Consider the following 19,977-nt stretch of genomic DNA (forward strand, 5'->3'; position numbering starts at 1 on the left):
GACCTCGGATTTGAGGTCTTTTTCGCAGATTTTTCTTAAAATGTTATTTACTTACTTCAAATTCAATACGACGGTTTTTCAATTTACCTTCTGAAGTTGAATTGTCCGCAATCGGATTTTCTTGACCAAAACCTTGTGCAGTTAATTGCGCTTTACCTACCCCTTTGCTGATCAGGTAGTCGGCAACGGCTTTAGCACGTTTTTCTGATAAAGTTTTGTTTGAAGCAGCATTACCCACATTATCAGTAAAGCCTTTAACTAAAAGTTTTGCATCAGGCAATTTTGTCATCAATGCTGCAGCTTTATCCAAGATTGCTTTATTTTCAGCTGGGATATTTGCAGAACCTGTAGCAAAATTGATTACTTGTAAGTTTAGAGCTGAAGCAATGTCATCGATCTTGACATTATCACCCTGAATATTTGAAAGTGCTGCATCGGCTTGTGTATTACCACTATTCGCTGTATCTGCTGAACTTGCTGGTGCTGAAACTGCATCGGCAGATTGGCTTGCAGTAACTTGCAGATTTGGTACTAAACCTTTGATTTCATCTGCTAATTTTTGTGCTTGAGCTGCATCTGGCGCTTGAATGGTCAACTGATTACCAATCCATGCCAATGAAACATTTGGAATGCCTTTGATTTTTGCTAATACTTGATCAATCGCATTTTGATCAGTGAAATCGCTCGCATATTGACTATCTGCTGTTGCATCACAATTATCCGCGCCAAAAACTGATTTTACTTTCGCTTTCAATTGATCAATAAAACTTTGACTTCCTGTGCTTACTTGACAGCTGGTGATATTGCCATCACTGCCTGTAGCCAAATGTAATTCAGCTGCCTGTGCTGTCGTCGCAGCTGAAGATACTGGAACCGCATCATCTGTAACAGGTTTTTTACTACTGCATTGTTTAAAGAAGAATGCAGCCAAAGCTGCCAAAATAATTAAACCAATAATCGGCAACAACCAATTTGATTTTTTTGGTTCATTGGTTGATTGAAGAGGAGCGGATTGAACTGTAGATGCGGTAGTTGCTGCACCTGTCGTATGTGTTGTAAAGCTTTGACTTGGCCCAACATTTAGGCCAATCGCTGCAAAAAATGCAGTCGCCCAAGCTGGTAATGCTGCTTGGATATTACCCCATTGCGCTTGAATCAGCTGAAATATACCGTGTTTGTCATCTGAATCAGCTTGATCACCTAACAATTTCAATGCAGGTGCAATCGAATGATTCAGCGTATTTTCAATCTCATTACTTGGCGCTTGACCGCCAATCAATCCTAAAAATTTTGAAACAACCTCTTGATTTCCGAATAAATCTCCAAGTCTCGGATTTAGATTTTGTTGTAAAAGGCTAATCAATTCTGGTTTTGATTTGAAGAAAGTAAGTAGAACCGGATAGAAAGCGCTTAGCGCTCCAATTTTTTCATCTTGAAACTGGTTATCGCCTTGTAAAATATGTGGCGTAACCTTGTCTTTTAGTAGCTCGATAATATTCATAAGGATGAATACTCCTTTGTTCATTGTTGTTTTTACTTTTGACTACGGTGCTAAGGCTCTATTGTATAGGCTATTTTTTATTCTAAATTTATATATGAATCATTGATATATTTTTTTGTAGCAATTTCACATTTTAAGTAACAAAATAAACTAACTTAAGTTGATTTATTTTTAAGATAAATTAAATGTGAATATTTAATAGAATTCTTACATAAGTCATTTTTTGCACAAATTTATAATCTCATCATTTTGCAATTAAGGCAGGATGCCGTCCGTCGAACAAGGGCTACAGGGATGTATGCCCATTTGTTCGACAATGGCTTTCTTGCGAAATATATTTCTCATTTGTCCGAAAACAAAGTAAGAAAGATTGTCTACGCAAAGTAAATTAAATGACTCACGGCAAATGTGACTGTATGATATTTATTTATCCAAATAACCTGATCATTTTTAATTTATGAAAAAAGTCTAATAAAATTTAAATTTTTATCTGTTAGGCTCACCCCATACTGTTTTTTGCAGTTAAGATAAAATTAACTCATTAAATTTTCTATTTTTATTACACAAAATTACAAACAATAAAAAAGTCGGACTCATCCGACTTTTTAAATAGCTTAAGCTAGAGTTTTATATTTTTATCAAAAAGCAAAAGTACGAATCGTTTTACCTTTGACTGTTTGATTGATCAATGGTGTATTTTTACCTTGCGATAAAATACTGTCTTTTGAAACCGTCCATTGTAATTCTGGATCAACCAAAACCAAACCTGATTCTTGTTGCCAAACTTCTAAAATATTGGCTACTTTTGCAGGTGCAAGGGTTACTTTTTCAACCCATTGTAACGGCGTAAAGACACCCTCATCGACTAGTGCAACACCAAATGCAACATAGGTATCAAATGCTGTAATACCTGATTCAGTTTCTGCAAATGGAGCCATTTTCGCTGAGCCACTTAAAGGTTCATGATGCGTACAAATTGCATCAATAACACCTTCTTTTACCGCTTGGCGTAGTTGTTCTTTGTCTTGAATCGAACGTAAAGGTGGGCGTACATGCGCCAAAGCATTAAAGCCATCAATCAACTCTTCAGTCAAATGCAATTGATGCATTGCCACATCTGCAGTCACAGGTAAACCTTTGGCTTTCGCAGCTTTAATCAATTCGACAGAAGCGCCACATGAAAGCAATCCAAAGTGAGCACGTACACCTGTAGCTTCAATCATGATTAAATATTTTGCGATCGCAATCGTTTCTGCAATCGCAGGAATCATCGGCAAACCTTGGCGTGATGCGACAAAACCTTCATGCACACAACCATCTTTTGCAATCTCAGGTTCTTCTGCATAAAACACAACAGTAAGATCTAGACCTGCTGCATATTCAAGGGTACGAATCACCACATCATCATCTTCAAATGTCGCATTTGCATTTGAAACTGCTGTACAACCACCCTTTTTCAAACCACCCATATTGGCAGGTTGTTTACCGTTCAATCCTTGAGTCTGTGCACCAATGATACGCATATAAATGCCACCATCGAGCTTAGCTTTTTCAACCAAACCATGGATAAGTGCACCATTATCTTGAACAATTGGCTTAGAATCTGGTGGAGTAATCACGTGCAAAATACCGTTTTCACGTGCCGCAGTACCTTCTGATTTTAATGTACCGTGTTGTTGTTGCCCCGGTTCACGCAAACGCGCACACAAGTCAACCATGGTAGGCATTAACCATTTACCTTGTCCATCGATGGTTTCATCAATGCGGGCAGGATTTTCGATCAATTTACCATTTTCAATAAATACAGTTTGTACGTTATCGATATTTCGGATTGGATCTAATACGCGTACATTTTCAATTTTTACAATACTCATGTGATCCACCCTTATAACGATACTGCTTCAATTAAACCTTTTTCTTGCAACTGACCTTGCATTGACAATGCAAGTACTGCCATTCGAACAGCAATACCATTGGTCACTTGATGCAAAATCACCGATTGCGGTCCATCAGCAATACTTGATGCGATTTCCACACCACGGTTCATTGGCCCTGGATGCATCACGATACAGTTTGGTTTTGCAAGAGCTAAGCGGCGCTCATCCAAACCATACATTTTGTAAAATTCAAGCTGTGAAGAAAGTGCTGGAGATTCGATACGTTCATTTTGGATACGTAAAGCAATAATCACATCACAGTCAGCGACGCCATCGTCCATTTTATTGAACATACGCACGCCATAATCATCAAAGCCCACTGGCAATAATGTATTTGGTCCAATCAAACGAATATCTTTACAGCCCAGCGTTTGCAATGCTGCAACATCTGAACGTGCTACACGTGAATGCTTAATATCACCAATAATGGCAACACTTAACTCTTCAAATGGTTTTTTGGTTTCACGACGAATCGTCAACATGTCAAGCATAGCTTGCGTTGGATGCGCATGACGACCGTCACCCGCATTGATAATCGCAACATGTGGACAAACTGTTTGCGCTATAAAATGCGCAGCCCCAGAAGATGAATGTCGCACGACAAAAATATCAGCTGCCATCGCTTCGAGATTCCAAAGCGTATCACGCAGCGTTTCCCCTTTTGATGTGCTTGAACGTGCAATATCAATATTTAAAACATTGGCAGAAAGACGTTTTGCCGCAGCCTCAAAAGTTGTACGTGTACGAGTAGAATTTTCAAAAAATAGATTCATCACCGTGCGACCTTCTAATAGGTTATTGGTCACAAGCTGGTTTTGATCATTGATAAAAGAATGGGCTGTATCTAATATTTTGGTCAGCGTTTCTTTGGAAAGACCTTCGATGGTAATGAAATGTTTAAGATGACCATCTTGGTTGAGTTGAATCTGGCTCGGAGTATGCAATGCCGCCAAGTGCATGAGAGATTCCCTATACGTTAAGTTAACGTATTATACAGATATTTATATCTATTTGGCAGTTGAAGTTTTGGGCAGTTGAAAGAAATTTATTTCACCTTGTTTAAAATTTAAAATAATAAATTATATTTCAAACAGTTAAACTCAATAATTTTCCATAAGCTTTATAAATGAGAATAGACCACGGTCAGGACAGCACATTTTTTAAATGCAATCTAAATCATTTTATTTGCCAAAATAGTCAATGTTTCAAACATTTTAGGGATGAAAATATCCCCAACACATCTGCAAAGAAATCATGATTAGCACTATTCCCATCAACATATTGAAAATATGCGCACGATTACCTTGATTTAAAAATACAGCAAGCTTCTCGCCAACAATTCCCCAGACCATCAAAGATAAATAACACACCACAAAATAAATCAGCACGAACAATAGTAAAATATAAGCGCTATGTTCACTCGAAAAAATAGCCGTACCTGCAACCGCAGCAATCCATGCCTTTGGATTGAGCCACTGTAAAAGTGCGCCTTGCATAAAAGTGGGAATTTGCGCATTGTCTTTAACGGAAATCTTCTCTGCTTTGGCTCGAAAAATATTCCATCCGATCCAAACCAAAAGTAAAGTTCCTAAAACTGTAAAAATGTCCAATAAAATTGGATATATCACGATAATTTGATACAAGCCAAAACAAACCGCTGCCAAAAGTAAAGTAAAACCAATAGTCGCTCCAGATATAAAAGCAAATGTCCGTTTGAAGCCATAATTCATACTGCTAGACAAAATTGCGATATTGACAGGTCCCGGAGAAATGGACATCGACAATGAAAATGTAAACATGGATATCAGTAGTGCAAGCATTTTTATTTTCTAGTTGATCTAATCCTTGCCATTTAGATTAGGTAAATAAAATATATTTCAAGTTTTATTTTCCACATATTTTAAAAGAATCCATTAAAAATTTGCTTCATTGCACTCTGACGCCTCTTTTTGCCATAAAAATAAGTTAAAATACGCGTTTGCTTTATTGCCTTTGGAAATTTGCATGTCTTCATCACCACGTCTTTCTACATATTGGGTCACCTGTGCAGATGGGCTTGAAACCTTATTAAGCGAAGAAATTGAAGCTTTAGGGATACAAAATATTGAACGTTTCCCGGGTCGCTTAGTATTCAAAGGCACTTTGGAAAATGCTTATCGCATCTGTATGTGGTCACGTTTAGCATCGCGCGTGTTATTACCGATTCATACCTATGAACTTGAACATAGCCATGATGCACGTGATGTTGCTGAAGAATTATATGAAGGTGCGATCAGTTTCGATTGGTCATTAATTTTTGCACCACAAAGTACTTTTGCCATCCGCTTACATGCGGAGCGTGAAATCAAGGTCAATACCCAATTTGCGACTTTACGTGCCAAAGATGGTGTCGTTGATTCATTTATGGAAGCTGTAGGTCGTCGTCCAAGTATCGACACCAAGCAACCTGAAATTACCCTCTATGTGTTGGCTGGTAAAACAGCACATACTTTCTGCCTCGATTTATCAGGTGATTCATTACATAAACGTGGCTATCGCCGCTTTATGACTGATGCGCCAATTAAAGAAAACTTAGCAGCGGCAATCTTACAAAAAGCAAAACTCAAAGAACGCAATCCAGACATCATTCTTGATCCTATGTGTGGTTCGGGTACATTTATTATTGAGTCATTATTGATTTTGACTGATCGTGCACCCGGCTTAGTTCGTCGTTTTGGTTTTAATGGTTGGAATGGTCACGACCACGATTTATGGATGTCGATTAAGGCAGAAGCTGCTGATCGTCATCAAAAAGCCATGAGTGAGCCTTTACCGCAGTTCTATGCCTTTGATGCTGACTGGGAAGCGGTAAAAGCCACTAAACAAAATATCATTGCCGCAGGTTTCGAATCGCTACTCGATCAAATCCAAATCGAAGAACGTACACTTGCAGATTGGCCAGATTTTAAAACTGAAGGCAAAAAATCGCTTGTTGTAACCAACCCTCCTTATGGTGAACGTTTAGGTGATAAAGCATCAAACAAAGCATTGTATTTAGGTTTATCTGCGCTTTTACAAAAGAATTTCCCTAAACAATATGCTGCGGTGATTGCATCTCAAATCGAGCAAGCAGACGTATTGGCTTTAAATGATCCACAAACTTTACGTTTGATGAATGGTAAATTGCCTATTTATATCCGTTTAGGTGAAATCAAACCTGCAACGGTTTCAAAACCATTTTTAGATACATGGCAGCCACAGCAATTTGAAGCTATCGAAGGTGCTGAAGACTTTGCCAATCGTTTGCAAAAAAATATGCAAACTTTCAAAAAATGGGCAGTCAAAGATAACGTATATTGCTTACGTTTATATGATGCAGATTTACCTGATTTTAATGTTGCTGTCGATTTGTATGGTGATCGTTTGCATGTTCAAGAATATGCACCACCGAAAAAAATTGATCCTGAAAAAGCCAAAAAACGTTTCAATCTGGCTTTAGCTGCGATTCGTGCTGTGACTGGTTTAAGTCGAGATGCTATTTTCATCAAAACACGTGCTCGCCAAGAAGGTAAAACGCAGTATATGAAGCAAAGTACAGCTTCTAAACGTTTTATCGTTCAAGAAGGCAAAGCAAAAATCTTGGTCAATTTGACAGATTATCTCGATACAGGTTTATTCCTTGATCACCGTCAAATGCGTTTGCGTATTGCCAATGAAGCTAAAGGTAAACATTTCCTCAATCTTTACAGCTATACCTCTACAGCAAGCTTACACGCTGCTTTAGGTGGTGCTGCAAGCACGACCAGTGTCGATTTATCCAATACTTATTTGAACTGGTCCAAAGAAAACTTTGTACTCAATGGCTTAACTGTAGATCATGTCGATGAACAGCATCAGTTTTTTGCCAGCGATTGTTTTGAATGGCTAAAAGAAGGTCATGAGCAATATGATCTGATCTTTATCGATCCACCGACATTCTCAAATTCTAAAAAATTCTACGGGACTTTTGACGTACAACGTGACCATATTTCCTTGCTAAAACGTGCCATGAACCGCTTAGCAACTGATGGTACTTTATACTTTTCAAATAACTATCGTGGCTTTGAGATGGACGAAGAAATTGAAGCAACATTTGATGTTGAAGAAATTTCAAATGAAACTGTCGGTCCAGACTTTAAACGTAATTCAAAAATTCACCGCGCTTGGAAAATTAAACATTTTCCAGTCTAATTGATTGGGCGATTTTGTTTGAAAATAAAAAGGAGTTCCATTGGAGCTCCTTTTTTATGACATAAGCAAAACTTAAACCGTCATCAAATACTACTTTGATTGACCCTTTTTGAAAGCTCTTCAGCACTTTCTACTCTTTCTGAGTAACGGTCTGTCAAAAAATCAGACTGACCTCTAGTCAATAGTGTAAATTTATACAGCTCTTCCATCACATCTACAATACGATTGTAGTATGCGGATGGCTTCATTCTGTCATTTTCATCAAATTCTAAAAATGCTTTTGCAATTGATGATTGATTGGGAATGGTCAGCATCCGCATCCATCGCCCTAATATACGCATTTGATTAACTGTATTGAAGGATTGTGAGCCTCCGCATACCTGCATCAAGGCTAATGTTTTCCCTTGAGTAGCCCGAATTGCTCCAGCAGCTAGAGGTATCCAGTCAATTTGTGCTTTGAAAATAGAACTCATCGAACCATGACGCTCTGGAGAACACCATACCATTCCTTCTGACCACGCCAACAATTCATGTAACTCTTTAACTTTAGGATGAGATAACGCTTGATCATCAGGTAAGGGCAAATCTTTGGGATGAAAAATACGAACCTCGGCACCAAAATATTGTAAAATTCTGCCCGCTTCTTGAACAGCCAACCGACTAAATGAGCGTTCTCGAGTAGATCCATACAAAAGTAAAATACGAGGAGCGTGTTCAACTGGTTTTGCCTGAACCTTTTCAAAACTAGGTCGATCCAAAAGATCCAATTTGATGTTGGCTAGATCCATTTGATATTTATACCTCTTTTTTAAAATATTTATTTTTTAGCCACAATGATACGCTTACCAAACTGATCAATACAGGAACTTCAACCAATGGTCCTATCACTGTAGTAAAAGCTACAGGTGAAGCCAATCCAAACGTTGCGATGGCAACTGCAAGTGCCAATTCAAAATTATTGCCAGCTGCTGTAAATGAAATAGCGGTCGTTTTAGCATAGTTATTACCCATCCATTTGCTCATGAAAAAGCTAATGAAGAACATCACAACAAAATAAATCATCAGAGGAATGGCAATGATAAGGACATCTAATGGCAGACGAATAACATCAGCACCTTTAAGGCTAAACATCGCCACAATGGTAAATAACAATGCAATCAAACTGATCGGACTAATCTTTGCAATAAACACAGACTGATACCATTGCAATCCCTTAGCTTTAACCAAGATCTTTCGGCTCAAAAATCCCAATAGAAATGGAATACCTAAATAGATCAAGACAGCATGTGTAATTGTCCAAAAACCAACCTGTATCACTTGCGCTTGCATACCAAAATAAGGAGGTAAAACAGTGAGGAAAAACCAAGCATAGGTGCTAAAAAATAAAATTTGGAAAATACTATTAAACGCAACTAAAGCTGCGACATATTGATTATCACCACACGCCAAGCCATTCCATACCAACACCATTGCGATACAACGTGCTAATCCAATCAGAATTAGACCCGTCATATATTCAGGATAAGAATGTAAAAAAATCAATGCCAATGCAAACATCAAGCAAGGTGCAATCAACCAATTCTGCACCAAAGAAAGCATTAAGGTGCGCTTGTCTTTAAAAACGTCTGTTAAATTTGCATAATCCACTTTGGCTAGCGGTGGATACATCATCAAAATAAGCCCGATCGCAATTGGAATATTGACAGAATCAATGCTTAGAGTATTTAAACTTTCAGAGACTTGTGGAAACAGCACACCTATTGCAACACCCAAAGCCATTGCCATAAAAATCCATAGCGTGAGATTTCGGTCTAAAAAAGAAAGTTTTGCCATCACTCGATATTCACTTATTTTTTAAAAGATTAATTTTAAAATACCTATTCACATGAAATAGGGATCATGCAAGATTTACCTGATTGGTTTTCTAAGATGCTTTCTTGCTGAATAATATTTAACACAGACTTTGCCCACGCTGGTAAATCTGGATTTAAACGGTAATACACCCATTGCCCTTGTCTTTGATCAAGTAAAATAGAAAGGTTTCTCAACAAGGCCAAATGCCTAGAAATCTTGGGCTGGCTCAATTCAAGAAAAGATGAAAATTCACAGACACACACATTCTGTTTCAACATCACCAATTTTAAGATATCCAAACGCGTCGGATCTGAAAGGCATTTAAAAAAATCGGTTTGATCCATTTTCACGACTCTTACATAAACTATTGCGAATATACGCATATCCATATATAAATGCAATCTTGCTTTTCTCGGTTATTAGATCATGGCAGTAAATATAAAGATTTATCACAATCCAGCATGCGCAACATCAAGAAATACTTTGGCATTGATCCGAAATACAGGCCATGAGCCAGAGATCATTGAATATTTAAATACCCCACCAAATAAGAGAGAACTCATTGATCTTATTCAAAGTTCCGGCTTGAGTATAAAAGAAGCTTTACGTAAAAATGTTGAACCCTACACTCTGCTTGAACTCGACAAAATCCCGTACAATGATGATCAAATCATTGAATTTATGCTTAAATATCCAATTTTGATCAATCGCCCCTTCGTCAAAACAGAACTAGGCACTCGATTATGCAGACCGTCGGAAATTGTTTTAGATATATTATCTCAGCCTCAACTTCAGGCATTTGCCAAAGAAGATGGTGAAGTCATCATCAATGAACATCTACAACGAGTTAAATAACAAGACTCACCAAGACTCTTACAATCTGAGCAATATCGCTATACAGCTAAGCATCATTAAATTGACTTAATGATGCTTAGAAAATTATAAATTAACGAGCTACAGGCACTGAACTATCTTTAGGATTCACATAAATAGTCACATGATCTGCAGTTTCGATTCTGACATTATTATTTTGCGCACTGCGTCCTACAATATAGTAACGAACCTTTTGTGGTGAATAATCCTTACTCGTATCCGAAACAGGAGTCAAATCGATGGTCTTCTTTTGCACCTGTGATACAGATAGTACCCCTGCATCCAAGTTAGCCTTTTGAGCTTTCGCTGCTCTATCTTTGGCAATACGATCATGGCTAGCATATTGATTATCTTGGGAAAGTTGGACATCTTCTTGCACTGCTGAAATCACAATTGGTGTCAATCTGGCAAGGTGATCTGTCTGATCTGCTAGCGCATCATCATCCAGCGCTTTTGCTGCATACGCACTGCCCAATACGAAATTTGAAAATAGTAGAAATGACGTAAATTTGATCAAAGTTAAATTAAATTTATGCTCCATTTTCAACGTCTTCCCTTTTTATTATTACTCACAAAAAATTAACAATTATTTTCACTATGTGCAATATCTATACATATTTTCCCGATAAGAGGTTAAATTCTATTTATATATTTAACAATCCACCTACGCTAAACAATTTAGCTCAAGCATAAAAAAACCTAGCCGAAGCTAGGTTTTTTTTACATGAAATATTAACTTAATTTCACTTTTTCAAAATCAAGATGACCATCTTGTGCTGTGATCAAAATTTTATCGCCAGGTATAAAATCACCTGCGAGAAGTTTTTGAGCCAATGGATTTTCCACTTGTTGTTGGATCGCACGTTTCAATGGACGCGCACCATATACAGGGTCAAATCCAGCATCAATCAAGATATCAAATGCAGCATCATCAATGCTTAAGCCAACTTCACGTTCATTCAAACGAGCACGTAAGCGATCCAATTGAATGTCTGCAATGCCACGAATTTGTGATTTTTTAAGTGAATGGAAGACCACTAACTCATCAATACGGTTAATAAATTCTGGGCGGAAATGTTGTGAAACAGCATTCATCACCACAGAACGGACATCATCATCACTTGCACCATCACCCAACTCACGAACATCACTTGAACCCAAGTTCGAAGTCATGACGATCACTGTGTTTTTAAAATCAATGGTACGACCTTGCGAATCAGTCAATCGACCATCGTCAAGCACTTGTAGCAAGATATTAAAGACATCTGGATGTGCTTTTTCCACTTCGTCAAATAACACCACACTATATGGTTTACGACGTACAGCTTCGGTCAACACACCGCCTTCTTCATAACCAACATAACCCGGAGGCGCACCCACTAGGCGACTCACAGAGTGTTTTTCCATAAATTCAGACATATCAATACGAATCATATGGTCATCACTATCAAACATAAAGTTTGCGAGTGCTTTAGTTAACTCTGTTTTACCAACACCCGTAGGACCTAAGAACAAGAACGAAGCACTTGGGCGGTTCGGGTCTGAAAGTCCCGCACGTGAACGACGGATCGCATTGGATACTGCAACCACAGCTTCATCTTGGCCAACAACACGATTGTGTAAAAACTCTTCCATATGTAAAAGTTTTTCACGCTCACCTTGCAGCATTTTTGAAACTGGAATACCTGTCGCAGCACTCACGACTTCAGCGATTTCATTTTCAGTCACTTTGGTACGAATCAATTTTGGTTCTTCGTTAACTTCAGCTACTTCTTCAGCTTCAAGACGTTTTTGCAACTCAGGAATAACGCCATATTGCAAACGACTCGCTTCTGCCAAATCACCTTCACGCTGTGCTTTTTCAAAGGCTGTACGTGCTTTATCAAGTTCAACTTGGGCTTGATTTGTACCCTCAACCAAGGTTTTTTCGGCACGCCATACTTCTTCGAGGTCGTTATATTCTTTTTGAACTTCTGCAATTTGTTTTTCTAAATGCTCAACTTCAGCCTTAGATACAGAATCAGCATCTTTTTTTACTGCTTCCAATTGCATTTTCAATTGAATCAAACGACGATCTAAACGGTCTAAAGGCTCAGGTTTTGAGTCAATTTCCATTTTGATACGTGAAGCTGCTTCATCAATCAAATCAATGGCTTTATCAGGCAACTGACGATCAGTAATATATCGATGCGACATTTTTGCAGCAGCAATAATCGCTGAGTCTAAAATTTGCACACCATGGTGAGTGGCATATTTTTCTTTTAGACCACGTAAAATCGCAATGGTATCTTCCACACTTGGTTCTTCAACCAAAACTTTTTGGAAACGACGTTCAAGTGCAGCATCTTTTTCAATAAATTGACGATACTCGTCCAATGTCGTTGCACCAACACAACGTAGTTCACCACGTGCAAGTGCAGGTTTAAGCATATTCCCTGCATCCATCGCACCATCACCTTTACCAGCACCGACTAAGGTATGCAATTCATCGATGAATAAAATGATTTCGCCATCATATTTAGCCAAATCTTTTAGAACAGCTTTTAAACGCTCTTCAAATTCACCACGATATTTTGCACCCGCAAGTAAAGAACCCAAGTCCAAAGATAAAACGCGTTTACCTTTTAAACTCTCAGGTACTTCGCCATTGACGATACGCTGTGCCAAACCTTCCACGATTGCAGTTTTACCCACACCCGGCTCACCGATCAGCACTGGGTTATTTTTGGTACGACGTGACAAGACCTGAATCGTACGACGAATTTCTTCGTCACGACCAATCACAGGGTCAAGTTTGCCCGCCATCGCACGTTCAGTTAAGTCGACGGTATATTTATTTAATGAGTCACGTTGATCTTCATGATTATTGCTCATGACTTTTTCGTCACCTCGAATATTTTCTATCACTTTACGTAGACTATCCGATGTTACGCCTACGCCATTTAATAAAGTTTTGGTTGCACCAGTATCAGCAAGACCGAGTAATACCCAATCAGTCGATAAAAACTCATCTCCTGCTTTTTGTGCATAACTATCCGCAAGATTTAAAGCTCTCACAGCTTCAGGATTGAGATTGATATCTCCTGTCGGATTGGATAGCTTTGCTGCATCATTTAAAGCTTGATCGAGCTTTTGTTTTAAATCTCTTAAATTTGCACCTGCTTGTTGCAACAAGCTGATATTGGCAGGCTCTTCAAGCAAACTTGCCAATATATGAATACTTTCAATTGCGGTATTGTCATTTCCCATAGCCAATGATTGCGCATCGGATAGGGCTTGCTGCAGGCGGTTTGTAAATTTTTCAAAACGCATTCTTGTTATTCCTCACAACAAATTTTGTACTTGATGGATATATGGGAACGGTTTTCTAAATTTCAAATATAATTTTATATATTTTTCATAAAGTTATATTTGCAAAGCAAAATATACGACAGTATTAATATTGGTATATCTATGAGATTTTTCAAGTAATACCATGTAAATTTTGTGACTTTTTGCGTGATTCACCATTTACAGCACAAATTCATCACAAGTGATTAATGATTTACTTATATAATTTAAGTGAAAATGGCTTTGATGATTATTTTAAAATATGAAACTAAAAAAATTACTGATCAGTTTGCTCACTTTGAGTTTAAGTTCAATGAGCTTTGCTGCCCTACCCAAAGATTCACGACGTGCAGGTGGCATCGCTGTAATTCCTTTAAGTGACAGCATAGACAAAGTCAGTTACCAAAACCGCCCTGTCATGATCGTAAAAGAAAATGCACAAAAATATGCCATTTTCGGGATTCCACTCTCTGCCCCTTTAGGCAATTTACAACTTGAAACCAATCAGAATCCGATCAGCATTTCAATCGCAAGTTACCCCTATGCCGAGCAGCACATCAAGTTGAAAGATCAAAGCTATGTCAATCCTGACCAAGCTCAACTAGATCGCTATGCTCAAGAAGCCAAAGAACAAAATGCTGTTTATCTTTCATTTAGTCCAGCACAATGGGCAAGTTTTCCAAACTTTATCGTGCCAACCAAGGGTAAATTTAGCAACTCATTTGGCCGCAAACGCTTTTTCAATGGCGAACAGCGTGCTCCCCATAGTGGATTAGACATTCCAGCGCCCGTTGGACAAGCTGTAGTCGCTCCTACAGGAGGTGTCGTTGTGCAAACAGGGAATTACTTTTTTAACGGCAATACCGTGATGATCGACCATGGGCAAGGACTCATCAGCATGTTTTGCCATTTAAACGCCATCAAAGTGAGTATCGGACAACATCTCAATCAAGGCGATTTAATTGGCTTGGTTGGAAAAACTGGACGTGTCACAGGACCACATTTACATTGGGGCATGAGTTTGAATGATGCTCGAGTAGATCCACAATTGTTTTTAAATAAATAACAAATCCATGCTCAAAAATGAAATGATTCAAGTAATCGTTTCATTTTTGTCTGCTAGCAAATAATAAAATTTAATTGTGTTAAAAATTTCCTTGAAAACTATTCATTTTTTTCACTCAAAAACTACATAAGTTCTTGTTCAGGCCATTCTAAAAAAACATTAAAAAAAGCGTCAAAATATTAAACCGAGGAGCATCAAAACCGAGTTTTTTATCATTTAAAAAAATGATAGATAATGAATAAATAATTGGTAATTAGAACAAAAATTTGTGAATATCAACTTTTTAGCATCTTTGAAACATTTTGTAATAATTTAAAGGATTCAAAAAACCGCTTTTTATTATTTCCAATAAAAAACACATTATAAAATCAAAAAGTCGATTATATAATCGACTTTTCACGGTAATTATAAGATGTTATTAGGCAGGAATAATCTCAAAATCATGGGTGATGACAACGCCACCATCTGAGAGCATTTTGCTTGCAGAACAATACTTTTCAGCAGAAAGTTCGACAGCTTTTGCAACTTGTTTTTCTTTTACATCATGCCCAGTTACGACAAAATGTAAATGAATTTTTGTGAAAACTGCTGGGATTGTGTCAGCACGGTCAGCTTTTAACTGGCATAAGACATCCGTCACATCTTGGCGAGATTTCTTTAATATAGTCACAATATCAAACGAAGCACACCCACCAAGTCCCATTAATATGAGTTCCATGGGACGTGGTCCTCTGTTTTCACCACCATATTCGGCAGAACCATCCATAATGACTTTGTGACCACTTTCTGATTGTGCCTCAAAAGCGACATTCTCTAACCATTGAACGCTTGTTTGCATTGCAAGTCCCTAAAAAACACTATAAATTACGAGTTAGCTGTAACACTAGCATAAATTGAGTTGATAAGGAATTTCACTCTGTGCTTCTGCGTGACAATTTTATTTAGATCTTTGATCTGTTATTTATCCAATTCGGAATTGATTAGCATGGTTTCTAATTTTTCACATTTAAGTACAGATGCTTTGTCTCCAGGCCAACTCCCTGAATCTGTCAAAGCGTTATTGAAGCGTGCTTACATTAATCGTTTTCCTAAAAGAACAACGATCGTTGATGCAGGCAGTGAGTCAAAATCACTATACTTAATTTTAAAAGGTTCGGTTTCAATTATTCTTCGTGAAGATGACGAACGCGAAATTGTTGTTGCCTATTTAAATCCAGGGGACTTCTTCGGGGAAATGGGGTTGTTTGAACCAAATCCTCAACGTACTGCTGAAGTGCGTACACGTGATACTTGTGAGATCGCAGAAATTTCTTATGACAATTTCCACGAATTGAGCAAACAGTATCCTGATCTAAGTTACGCAGTTTTCGCACAGCTCGTTCGTCGTTTAAAAAATACTACACGTAAAGTTACAGACCTTGCATTTATCGATGTGTCTGGTCGTATCGCTCGCTGCTTGATTGATCTTTCAACTCAACCAGAAGCGATGATTTTGCCAAATGGTCGTCAAATCCGTATCACACGCCAAGAGATTGGTCGTATCGTCGGATGTTCACGTGAAATGGTTGGTCGTGTTCTTAAAACACTTGAAGAACAAGGCATGATCGAAACTGATGGTAAAGCAATTTTGATTTTTGATTCATCACTCGAAGAAACATCATTTGAAGCAGATGGTGATGATTTTGACGATGAAGAATAAGTTCTTATTCTAAATATATCCTTATTTTAAAAGCAGATCTTCGGGTCTGCTTTTTTTTTAGCATTTAATTAGTGTCAAATCATCTTTATTTACATGATTATAAATATATTTACTTTCTACTACTCTAAAAATTCAGTTATGGTGTATTGCCTTTTTTAAAACATTTTGAAAACTTTATAGATAACCAACAAGGACTTAGCTTATGAAATTCAATCCTTTAGGACAAACAGGAATTCAAGTTCCAGAAATTTGTCTAGGTACCATGACTTTTGGTGAACAAAATAATCAAGATGAGGCATTTTCACAGCTAAGTTATGCTTTAGAGCGTGATATCAACTTTTGGGATACCGCTGAGATGTACCCTGTCCCTCCAAAACCTGAGACTCAAGGGGCAACTGAAACCATTATTGGTAATTGGTTTGGAAAAAATGGTGGACGTGACAAAATATTCTTAGCTTCAAAAATTGCAGGTCCTCAACAAGGCGGCAGCCATATCCGTGATGGATATACCCGCTTTGTAGAGCAAGAGATTGCTCAGGCGCTTGATGGCTCACTAAAACGCTTACAAACAGATTATATCGATCTTTACCAGTTGCATTGGCCACAGCGTCCAACCAATTTCTTTGGTCAACTGGGTTATGGCAATCAACATCATGAACAACAACAAAAACTCACCGCTTTAGAAGAAACCTTAGCGGCGCTCTCAAAAGAAGTTGAAAAAGGTCGTATTCGCCATATTGGGCTTTCCAATGAAACACCTTGGGGCACGATGAAATTTTTACATCTCGCTGAAAGTATGGGGCTAGAGAAAATCGTAAGTGTGCAAAATCCTTATAATTTACTGAATCGTAGTTATGAAGTCGGTCTTTCTGAAATCGCACACTATGAAAAAATTGGTTTACTTGCTTACTCACCGCTCGCTTTTGGCTATTTGACAGGGAAATTTAGACATGGTGCTCGCCCTGCAAATGCACGAATTACGCTATTTTCAAGATTTTCTCGTTATAGCAATCCACAAAGTGAATGGGCAACCGAACAATATGCATTATTGGCTGAAAAACACGGATTAAGCTTGGCTCAGATGTCTTTGGTTTTTATAAAACAACAATTTTTTGTGACCAGTACCATTATCGGTGCAACTAATTTGGACCAATTAAAAGAAAATATCGACGCTTTTAATTTGGTTTTACCTGAAGAAGTTTTACAAGGCATTGAAGACATCCATCGCCAACAGCCTAATCCTGCGCCTTAGTCGGATCATTAGGTAAAATAAAACAAAAAAACCAGCAATCACTGCTGGTTTTTTTTGATATTACAAAATAGATTAACGACGAGCGTTATAAACTTGCATAGCAGCTGGAAGATTCTTTCTCATCGCCTCGATACGCGCACCGTCAGATGGGTGAGTCGATAAAAGCGCTGAACCTTTTGCACCTGGCAATTTCGCCATTTTTTCCCAAAGCGTAACAGCTGCACTAGGATTGTAGCCAGCTTTCGCCATAAGCATCAAACCGCCCTGATCTGCGCGAGATTCAAGATTTCGTGAATATGGTAGGCCAACCCCCACTTGACTACCTAAATCAAGTGCTGCGCCACCTAGACCGCCTCCAGCGCTACCAACATAAGATTTGCCAACGCCTACTGCAAGATTCGTCAGAACTTGCGCGCCCATTTTTTGCTTAGAATGTTCTTCTAAGGCATGTGTCATCTCATGCCCCATCACCGCAGCGATCTCATCATCCGTCAAATTGAGTTTGTTGACGATACCTGTGTAAAACACAACTTTACCGCCTGGCGCAACATAAGCATTCACTGTGTCTGATTTTAATACAGCCAATTTCCAATCAAACTTCTGCCCTGTTTGATTCATAGTATCCGCATAAGGCGACATACGCTTAAATATGTTATTGATACGCTTATATGTACTAGACGAGGTATCTAAAGTTTTTTGCGACTGTGCTTCCTGTACGGTTTTGTTAAACCCTTGAGTTGCACTCATGTTTAATGTCGCGCTATCGGCTCCTGCCATATCTGCGATCGTTGCACATCCCGAAAATGAAATTACGCTTGCTGTAAGAACAGACAGCAAAAGTTTATTATTCATAAATAACTCCGAATTAAAAATAAACTTCTTATAAATAAATTTATCTTAATTATAAACAATTAAAAAAAGTTGTACTTTACATTATGTAAATCAAATCAGCTTAAAATAATACATGAGCCAATAAACCAAGCATAATATATTCAAGACCAAATACAAAATAGCCAAAGGTTTAATTTTGTCTTCTAGCGCCACACTATTTTTCTTAATCAATATAAAAACATTTTGAATCAATATGATAGGCAAAATAATACAAGCCAATAAAATCGTTACACTCATAAATGCCGAAATCAGGATATCTTGATCATCGGTTTGACCTGAGACGATCCACATCGCAATGGTTGGACAACCACCAACAGCAAATAAGAATGAATAAATTAACGTTTTAGAAATATTTTGCTGTAACTTCATCCTGAAAATTCACTCTTTTTTCTATAGCCCTTTTTGTATGATTATTTGATTGAAAGTTAAAGTCAACTTTAGTCGATTTCGAGATTGATCCAATTTTTAAAAATTTCATAAAAAACTATAATTTTATTTAAATACTTAAGTAAACAAACAAAAAAATTACATTATTAAGACCCAAATATTATATGTATAACAAAATTATTTTATCGGATTTTAAAATTATATACTTAAATATTAAATATATTTTTATTTATTAGCACTATTTAATTCAACCTTATATTCATCATATCCACCATAATCATTAATACACATAAATTTTAATTTTTCTATATAATCACCATTTAGTACTATTTCCGAGTTTGAAAATGGTTTTATAAGCATCCCCACACTCCCCATTAAATCTTGACGATTATATGTCAATACAGAAGGAATACTCATATAAAATGCAGTGGGGTTCTCAATTAATATTTTATGATCCTGTATTTTCCAAACAAGTTTCTGAGGTGCAGTATTTCGTTCATCATGTAAACGTTTAGGTCGGTAAATCAATTTAAGTCTAGAATGGATAATGACCTGAAGATAATTCTGGGTTGAATCGCTTTTATGATTCGGCTTGGGTGGGATATCCACGATATGCAACCAAAATATACTTTCCTGTGTTTGACTTAAATTATTTGCTTCAGGTAAAGCCATAATGGATAATTTTTGCTGCTTCCCTGCCTCAAGTCTCAGCACACTCGGAGTTAGAACAAAAGGGATTTTTTCTTTTTCACCCCCTATTTGCGCTGGTTCTGACTCGATCCATGCTTGTATCAATGATGGTCTTGAAGAGTGATTGTAAATTGCTAAACTCACGTCTTTTTGATCAGATAAATATATCACTCTCGTACTAAGCATAACGACTGCAGCCGATATGTGAAATGACTGACTGAATAAAAATATTGTTAAAAAATAAAGTAAGTATCTATTTTTCATAAATATTTACAACCTTTCAAGTAT

Annotated in this window: 18 protein-coding genes; 5 read left to right on the top strand and 13 right to left on the bottom strand. The window is 37.5% G+C overall.

The window, feature by feature from the left end; all coding sequences use genetic code 11:
• Positions 1 to 43 precede the first annotated feature (43 nt).
• The 4 genes from F960_RS14220 to F960_RS14235 form a co-directional block, all read right to left on the bottom strand.
• Complete coding sequence (locus F960_RS14220) at positions 44 to 1,501, bottom strand: OmpA family protein (protein WP_004866417.1); 1,458 nt, start codon at positions 1,499 to 1,501, stop codon at positions 44 to 46.
• 638 nt (positions 1,502 to 2,139) lie between these two features.
• A complete protein-coding gene (locus F960_RS14225; protein ID WP_004866419.1) occupies positions 2,140 to 3,375 on the bottom strand; it encodes a dihydroorotase in 1,236 nt (411 codons plus the stop codon).
• 11 nt (positions 3,376 to 3,386) lie between these two features.
• Positions 3,387 to 4,397 (bottom strand): aspartate carbamoyltransferase catalytic subunit, encoded by a 1,011-nt coding sequence (locus F960_RS14230; RefSeq protein ID WP_004866420.1) that lies wholly within the window; start codon positions 4,395 to 4,397, stop codon positions 3,387 to 3,389.
• 255 nt (positions 4,398 to 4,652) lie between these two features.
• On the bottom strand, positions 4,653 to 5,258 hold the full coding sequence (locus tag F960_RS14235) for a LysE family translocator (protein ID WP_051069893.1): 606 nt from the start codon (positions 5,256 to 5,258) through the stop codon (positions 4,653 to 4,655).
• A gap of 184 nt (positions 5,259 to 5,442) precedes the next feature.
• Between F960_RS14235 and rlmKL the strand changes: the two genes are divergently transcribed.
• Positions 5,443 to 7,647: a bifunctional 23S rRNA (guanine(2069)-N(7))-methyltransferase RlmK/23S rRNA (guanine(2445)-N(2))-methyltransferase RlmL gene (gene rlmKL, locus F960_RS14240; RefSeq protein WP_004866423.1), complete on the top strand. Its 2,205-nt coding sequence runs from the start codon at positions 5,443 to 5,445 to the stop codon at positions 7,645 to 7,647.
• Positions 7,648 to 7,730: 83 nt separating this feature from the next.
• Here the strand turns inward: rlmKL and arsH are convergent, their stop codons facing one another.
• The 3 genes from arsH to F960_RS14255 are packed head-to-tail and all read right to left on the bottom strand — an operon-like array spanning position 7,731 to position 9,845.
• Positions 7,731 to 8,435: an arsenical resistance protein ArsH gene (gene arsH / locus F960_RS14245; RefSeq protein ID WP_004866425.1), complete on the bottom strand. Its 705-nt coding sequence runs from the start codon at positions 8,433 to 8,435 to the stop codon at positions 7,731 to 7,733.
• 7 nt (positions 8,436 to 8,442) lie between these two features.
• Positions 8,443 to 9,480, bottom strand: coding sequence for an ACR3 family arsenite efflux transporter (arsB, locus tag F960_RS14250; RefSeq protein WP_004866427.1), 1,038 nt, complete (start codon positions 9,478 to 9,480; stop codon positions 8,443 to 8,445).
• A 44-nt stretch (positions 9,481 to 9,524) separates the two neighbouring features.
• Positions 9,525 to 9,845 (bottom strand): metalloregulator ArsR/SmtB family transcription factor, encoded by a 321-nt coding sequence (locus tag F960_RS14255; protein WP_004866429.1) that lies wholly within the window; start codon positions 9,843 to 9,845, stop codon positions 9,525 to 9,527.
• 82 nt (positions 9,846 to 9,927) lie between these two features.
• On the opposite strand from F960_RS14255, the gene arsC reads away from it, so the two are divergent.
• The gene (gene arsC / locus F960_RS14260; RefSeq protein ID WP_004866431.1) at positions 9,928 to 10,356 is read left to right on the top strand and encodes an arsenate reductase (glutaredoxin); all 429 of its coding nucleotides are present in this window, start codon (positions 9,928 to 9,930) and stop codon (positions 10,354 to 10,356) included.
• 91 nt (positions 10,357 to 10,447) lie between these two features.
• On the opposite strand, the gene F960_RS14265 is transcribed toward arsC, so the two are convergent.
• Positions 10,448 to 10,915, bottom strand: a complete 468-nt coding sequence (locus tag F960_RS14265) for a hypothetical protein (protein WP_004866433.1) — start codon at positions 10,913 to 10,915, stop codon at positions 10,448 to 10,450.
• A gap of 191 nt (positions 10,916 to 11,106) precedes the next feature.
• Positions 11,107 to 13,686, bottom strand: a complete 2,580-nt coding sequence (clpB, locus tag F960_RS14270) for an ATP-dependent chaperone ClpB (protein WP_004866435.1) — start codon at positions 13,684 to 13,686, stop codon at positions 11,107 to 11,109.
• Between the two features lie 280 nt (positions 13,687 to 13,966).
• Between clpB and F960_RS14275 the strand changes: the two genes are divergently transcribed.
• A complete protein-coding gene (locus F960_RS14275; RefSeq protein WP_020846639.1) occupies positions 13,967 to 14,770 on the top strand; it encodes a M23 family metallopeptidase in 804 nt (267 codons plus the stop codon).
• 418 nt (positions 14,771 to 15,188) lie between these two features.
• Here the strand turns inward: F960_RS14275 and F960_RS14280 are convergent, their stop codons facing one another.
• Entirely contained in the window at positions 15,189 to 15,608 is a 420-nt protein-coding gene (locus F960_RS14280; RefSeq protein ID WP_004866438.1) for an OsmC family protein, read from the bottom strand.
• A 147-nt stretch (positions 15,609 to 15,755) separates the two neighbouring features.
• Here F960_RS14280 and crp point away from each other — a divergent pair, with 147 nt between their 5' ends.
• Positions 15,756 to 16,469, top strand: a complete 714-nt coding sequence (gene crp / locus F960_RS14285) for a cAMP-activated global transcriptional regulator CRP (protein WP_004866441.1) — start codon at positions 15,756 to 15,758, stop codon at positions 16,467 to 16,469.
• Positions 16,470 to 16,671: 202 nt separating this feature from the next.
• Positions 16,672 to 17,721 carry an NADP(H)-dependent aldo-keto reductase gene (locus F960_RS14290; RefSeq protein WP_004866443.1) on the top strand — a complete coding sequence of 350 codons (1,050 nt, stop codon included), beginning with the start codon at positions 16,672 to 16,674 and terminating at the stop codon, positions 17,719 to 17,721.
• A 72-nt stretch (positions 17,722 to 17,793) separates the two neighbouring features.
• On the opposite strand, the gene F960_RS14295 is transcribed toward F960_RS14290, so the two are convergent.
• The 3 genes from F960_RS14295 to F960_RS14305 all read right to left on the bottom strand — a co-directional run bounded on the left by F960_RS14295 (position 17,794) and on the right by F960_RS14305 (position 19,953).
• Positions 17,794 to 18,573 (bottom strand): M48 family metalloprotease, encoded by a 780-nt coding sequence (locus F960_RS14295; protein WP_004866445.1) that lies wholly within the window; start codon positions 18,571 to 18,573, stop codon positions 17,794 to 17,796.
• A gap of 90 nt (positions 18,574 to 18,663) precedes the next feature.
• On the bottom strand, positions 18,664 to 18,981 hold the full coding sequence (locus tag F960_RS14300) for a hypothetical protein (RefSeq protein WP_004866447.1): 318 nt from the start codon (positions 18,979 to 18,981) through the stop codon (positions 18,664 to 18,666).
• A gap of 243 nt (positions 18,982 to 19,224) precedes the next feature.
• The gene (locus F960_RS14305; protein WP_004866449.1) at positions 19,225 to 19,953 is read right to left on the bottom strand and encodes a fimbrial biogenesis chaperone; all 729 of its coding nucleotides are present in this window, start codon (positions 19,951 to 19,953) and stop codon (positions 19,225 to 19,227) included.
• Between the last annotated feature and the right edge of the window lie 24 nt (positions 19,954 to 19,977).

Source organism: Acinetobacter gerneri DSM 14967 = CIP 107464 = MTCC 9824 (genome assembly GCF_000368565.1).
GTDB classification, from domain to species: Bacteria; Pseudomonadota; Gammaproteobacteria; order Pseudomonadales; family Moraxellaceae; genus Acinetobacter; species Acinetobacter gerneri.

Coding starts and splice junctions, on each gene's coding strand:
- F960_RS14280 (WP_004866438.1), bottom strand. CDS start 15,608: ATGCAAACAAGCGTTCAATGGTTAGAGAATGTCGCTTTTGAGGCACAA.
- F960_RS14290 (WP_004866443.1), top strand. CDS start 16,672: ATGAAATTCAATCCTTTAGGACAAACAGGAATTCAAGTTCCAGAAATT.
- F960_RS14225 (WP_004866419.1), bottom strand. CDS start 3,375: ATGAGTATTGTAAAAATTGAAAATGTACGCGTATTAGATCCAATCCGA.
- F960_RS14295 (WP_004866445.1), bottom strand. CDS start 18,573: ATGAATAATAAACTTTTGCTGTCTGTTCTTACAGCAAGCGTAATTTCA.
- F960_RS14300 (WP_004866447.1), bottom strand. CDS start 18,981: ATGAAGTTACAGCAAAATATTTCTAAAACGTTAATTTATTCATTCTTA.
- F960_RS14265 (WP_004866433.1), bottom strand. CDS start 10,915: ATGGAGCATAAATTTAATTTAACTTTGATCAAATTTACGTCATTTCTA.
- clpB (WP_004866435.1), bottom strand. CDS start 13,686: ATGCGTTTTGAAAAATTTACAAACCGCCTGCAGCAAGCCCTATCCGAT.
- arsB (WP_004866427.1), bottom strand. CDS start 9,480: ATGGCAAAACTTTCTTTTTTAGACCGAAATCTCACGCTATGGATTTTT.
- arsC (WP_004866431.1), top strand. CDS start 9,928: ATGGCAGTAAATATAAAGATTTATCACAATCCAGCATGCGCAACATCA.
- F960_RS14275 (WP_020846639.1), top strand. CDS start 13,967: ATGAAACTAAAAAAATTACTGATCAGTTTGCTCACTTTGAGTTTAAGT.
- arsH (WP_004866425.1), bottom strand. CDS start 8,435: ATGGATCTAGCCAACATCAAATTGGATCTTTTGGATCGACCTAGTTTT.
- F960_RS14220 (WP_004866417.1), bottom strand. CDS start 1,501: ATGAATATTATCGAGCTACTAAAAGACAAGGTTACGCCACATATTTTA.
- F960_RS14230 (WP_004866420.1), bottom strand. CDS start 4,397: ATGCACTTGGCGGCATTGCATACTCCGAGCCAGATTCAACTCAACCAA.
- F960_RS14255 (WP_004866429.1), bottom strand. CDS start 9,845: ATGGATCAAACCGATTTTTTTAAATGCCTTTCAGATCCGACGCGTTTG.
- F960_RS14235 (WP_051069893.1), bottom strand. CDS start 5,258: ATGCTTGCACTACTGATATCCATGTTTACATTTTCATTGTCGATGTCC.
- crp (WP_004866441.1), top strand. CDS start 15,756: ATGGTTTCTAATTTTTCACATTTAAGTACAGATGCTTTGTCTCCAGGC.
- F960_RS14305 (WP_004866449.1), bottom strand. CDS start 19,953: ATGAAAAATAGATACTTACTTTATTTTTTAACAATATTTTTATTCAGT.
- rlmKL (WP_004866423.1), top strand. CDS start 5,443: ATGTCTTCATCACCACGTCTTTCTACATATTGGGTCACCTGTGCAGAT.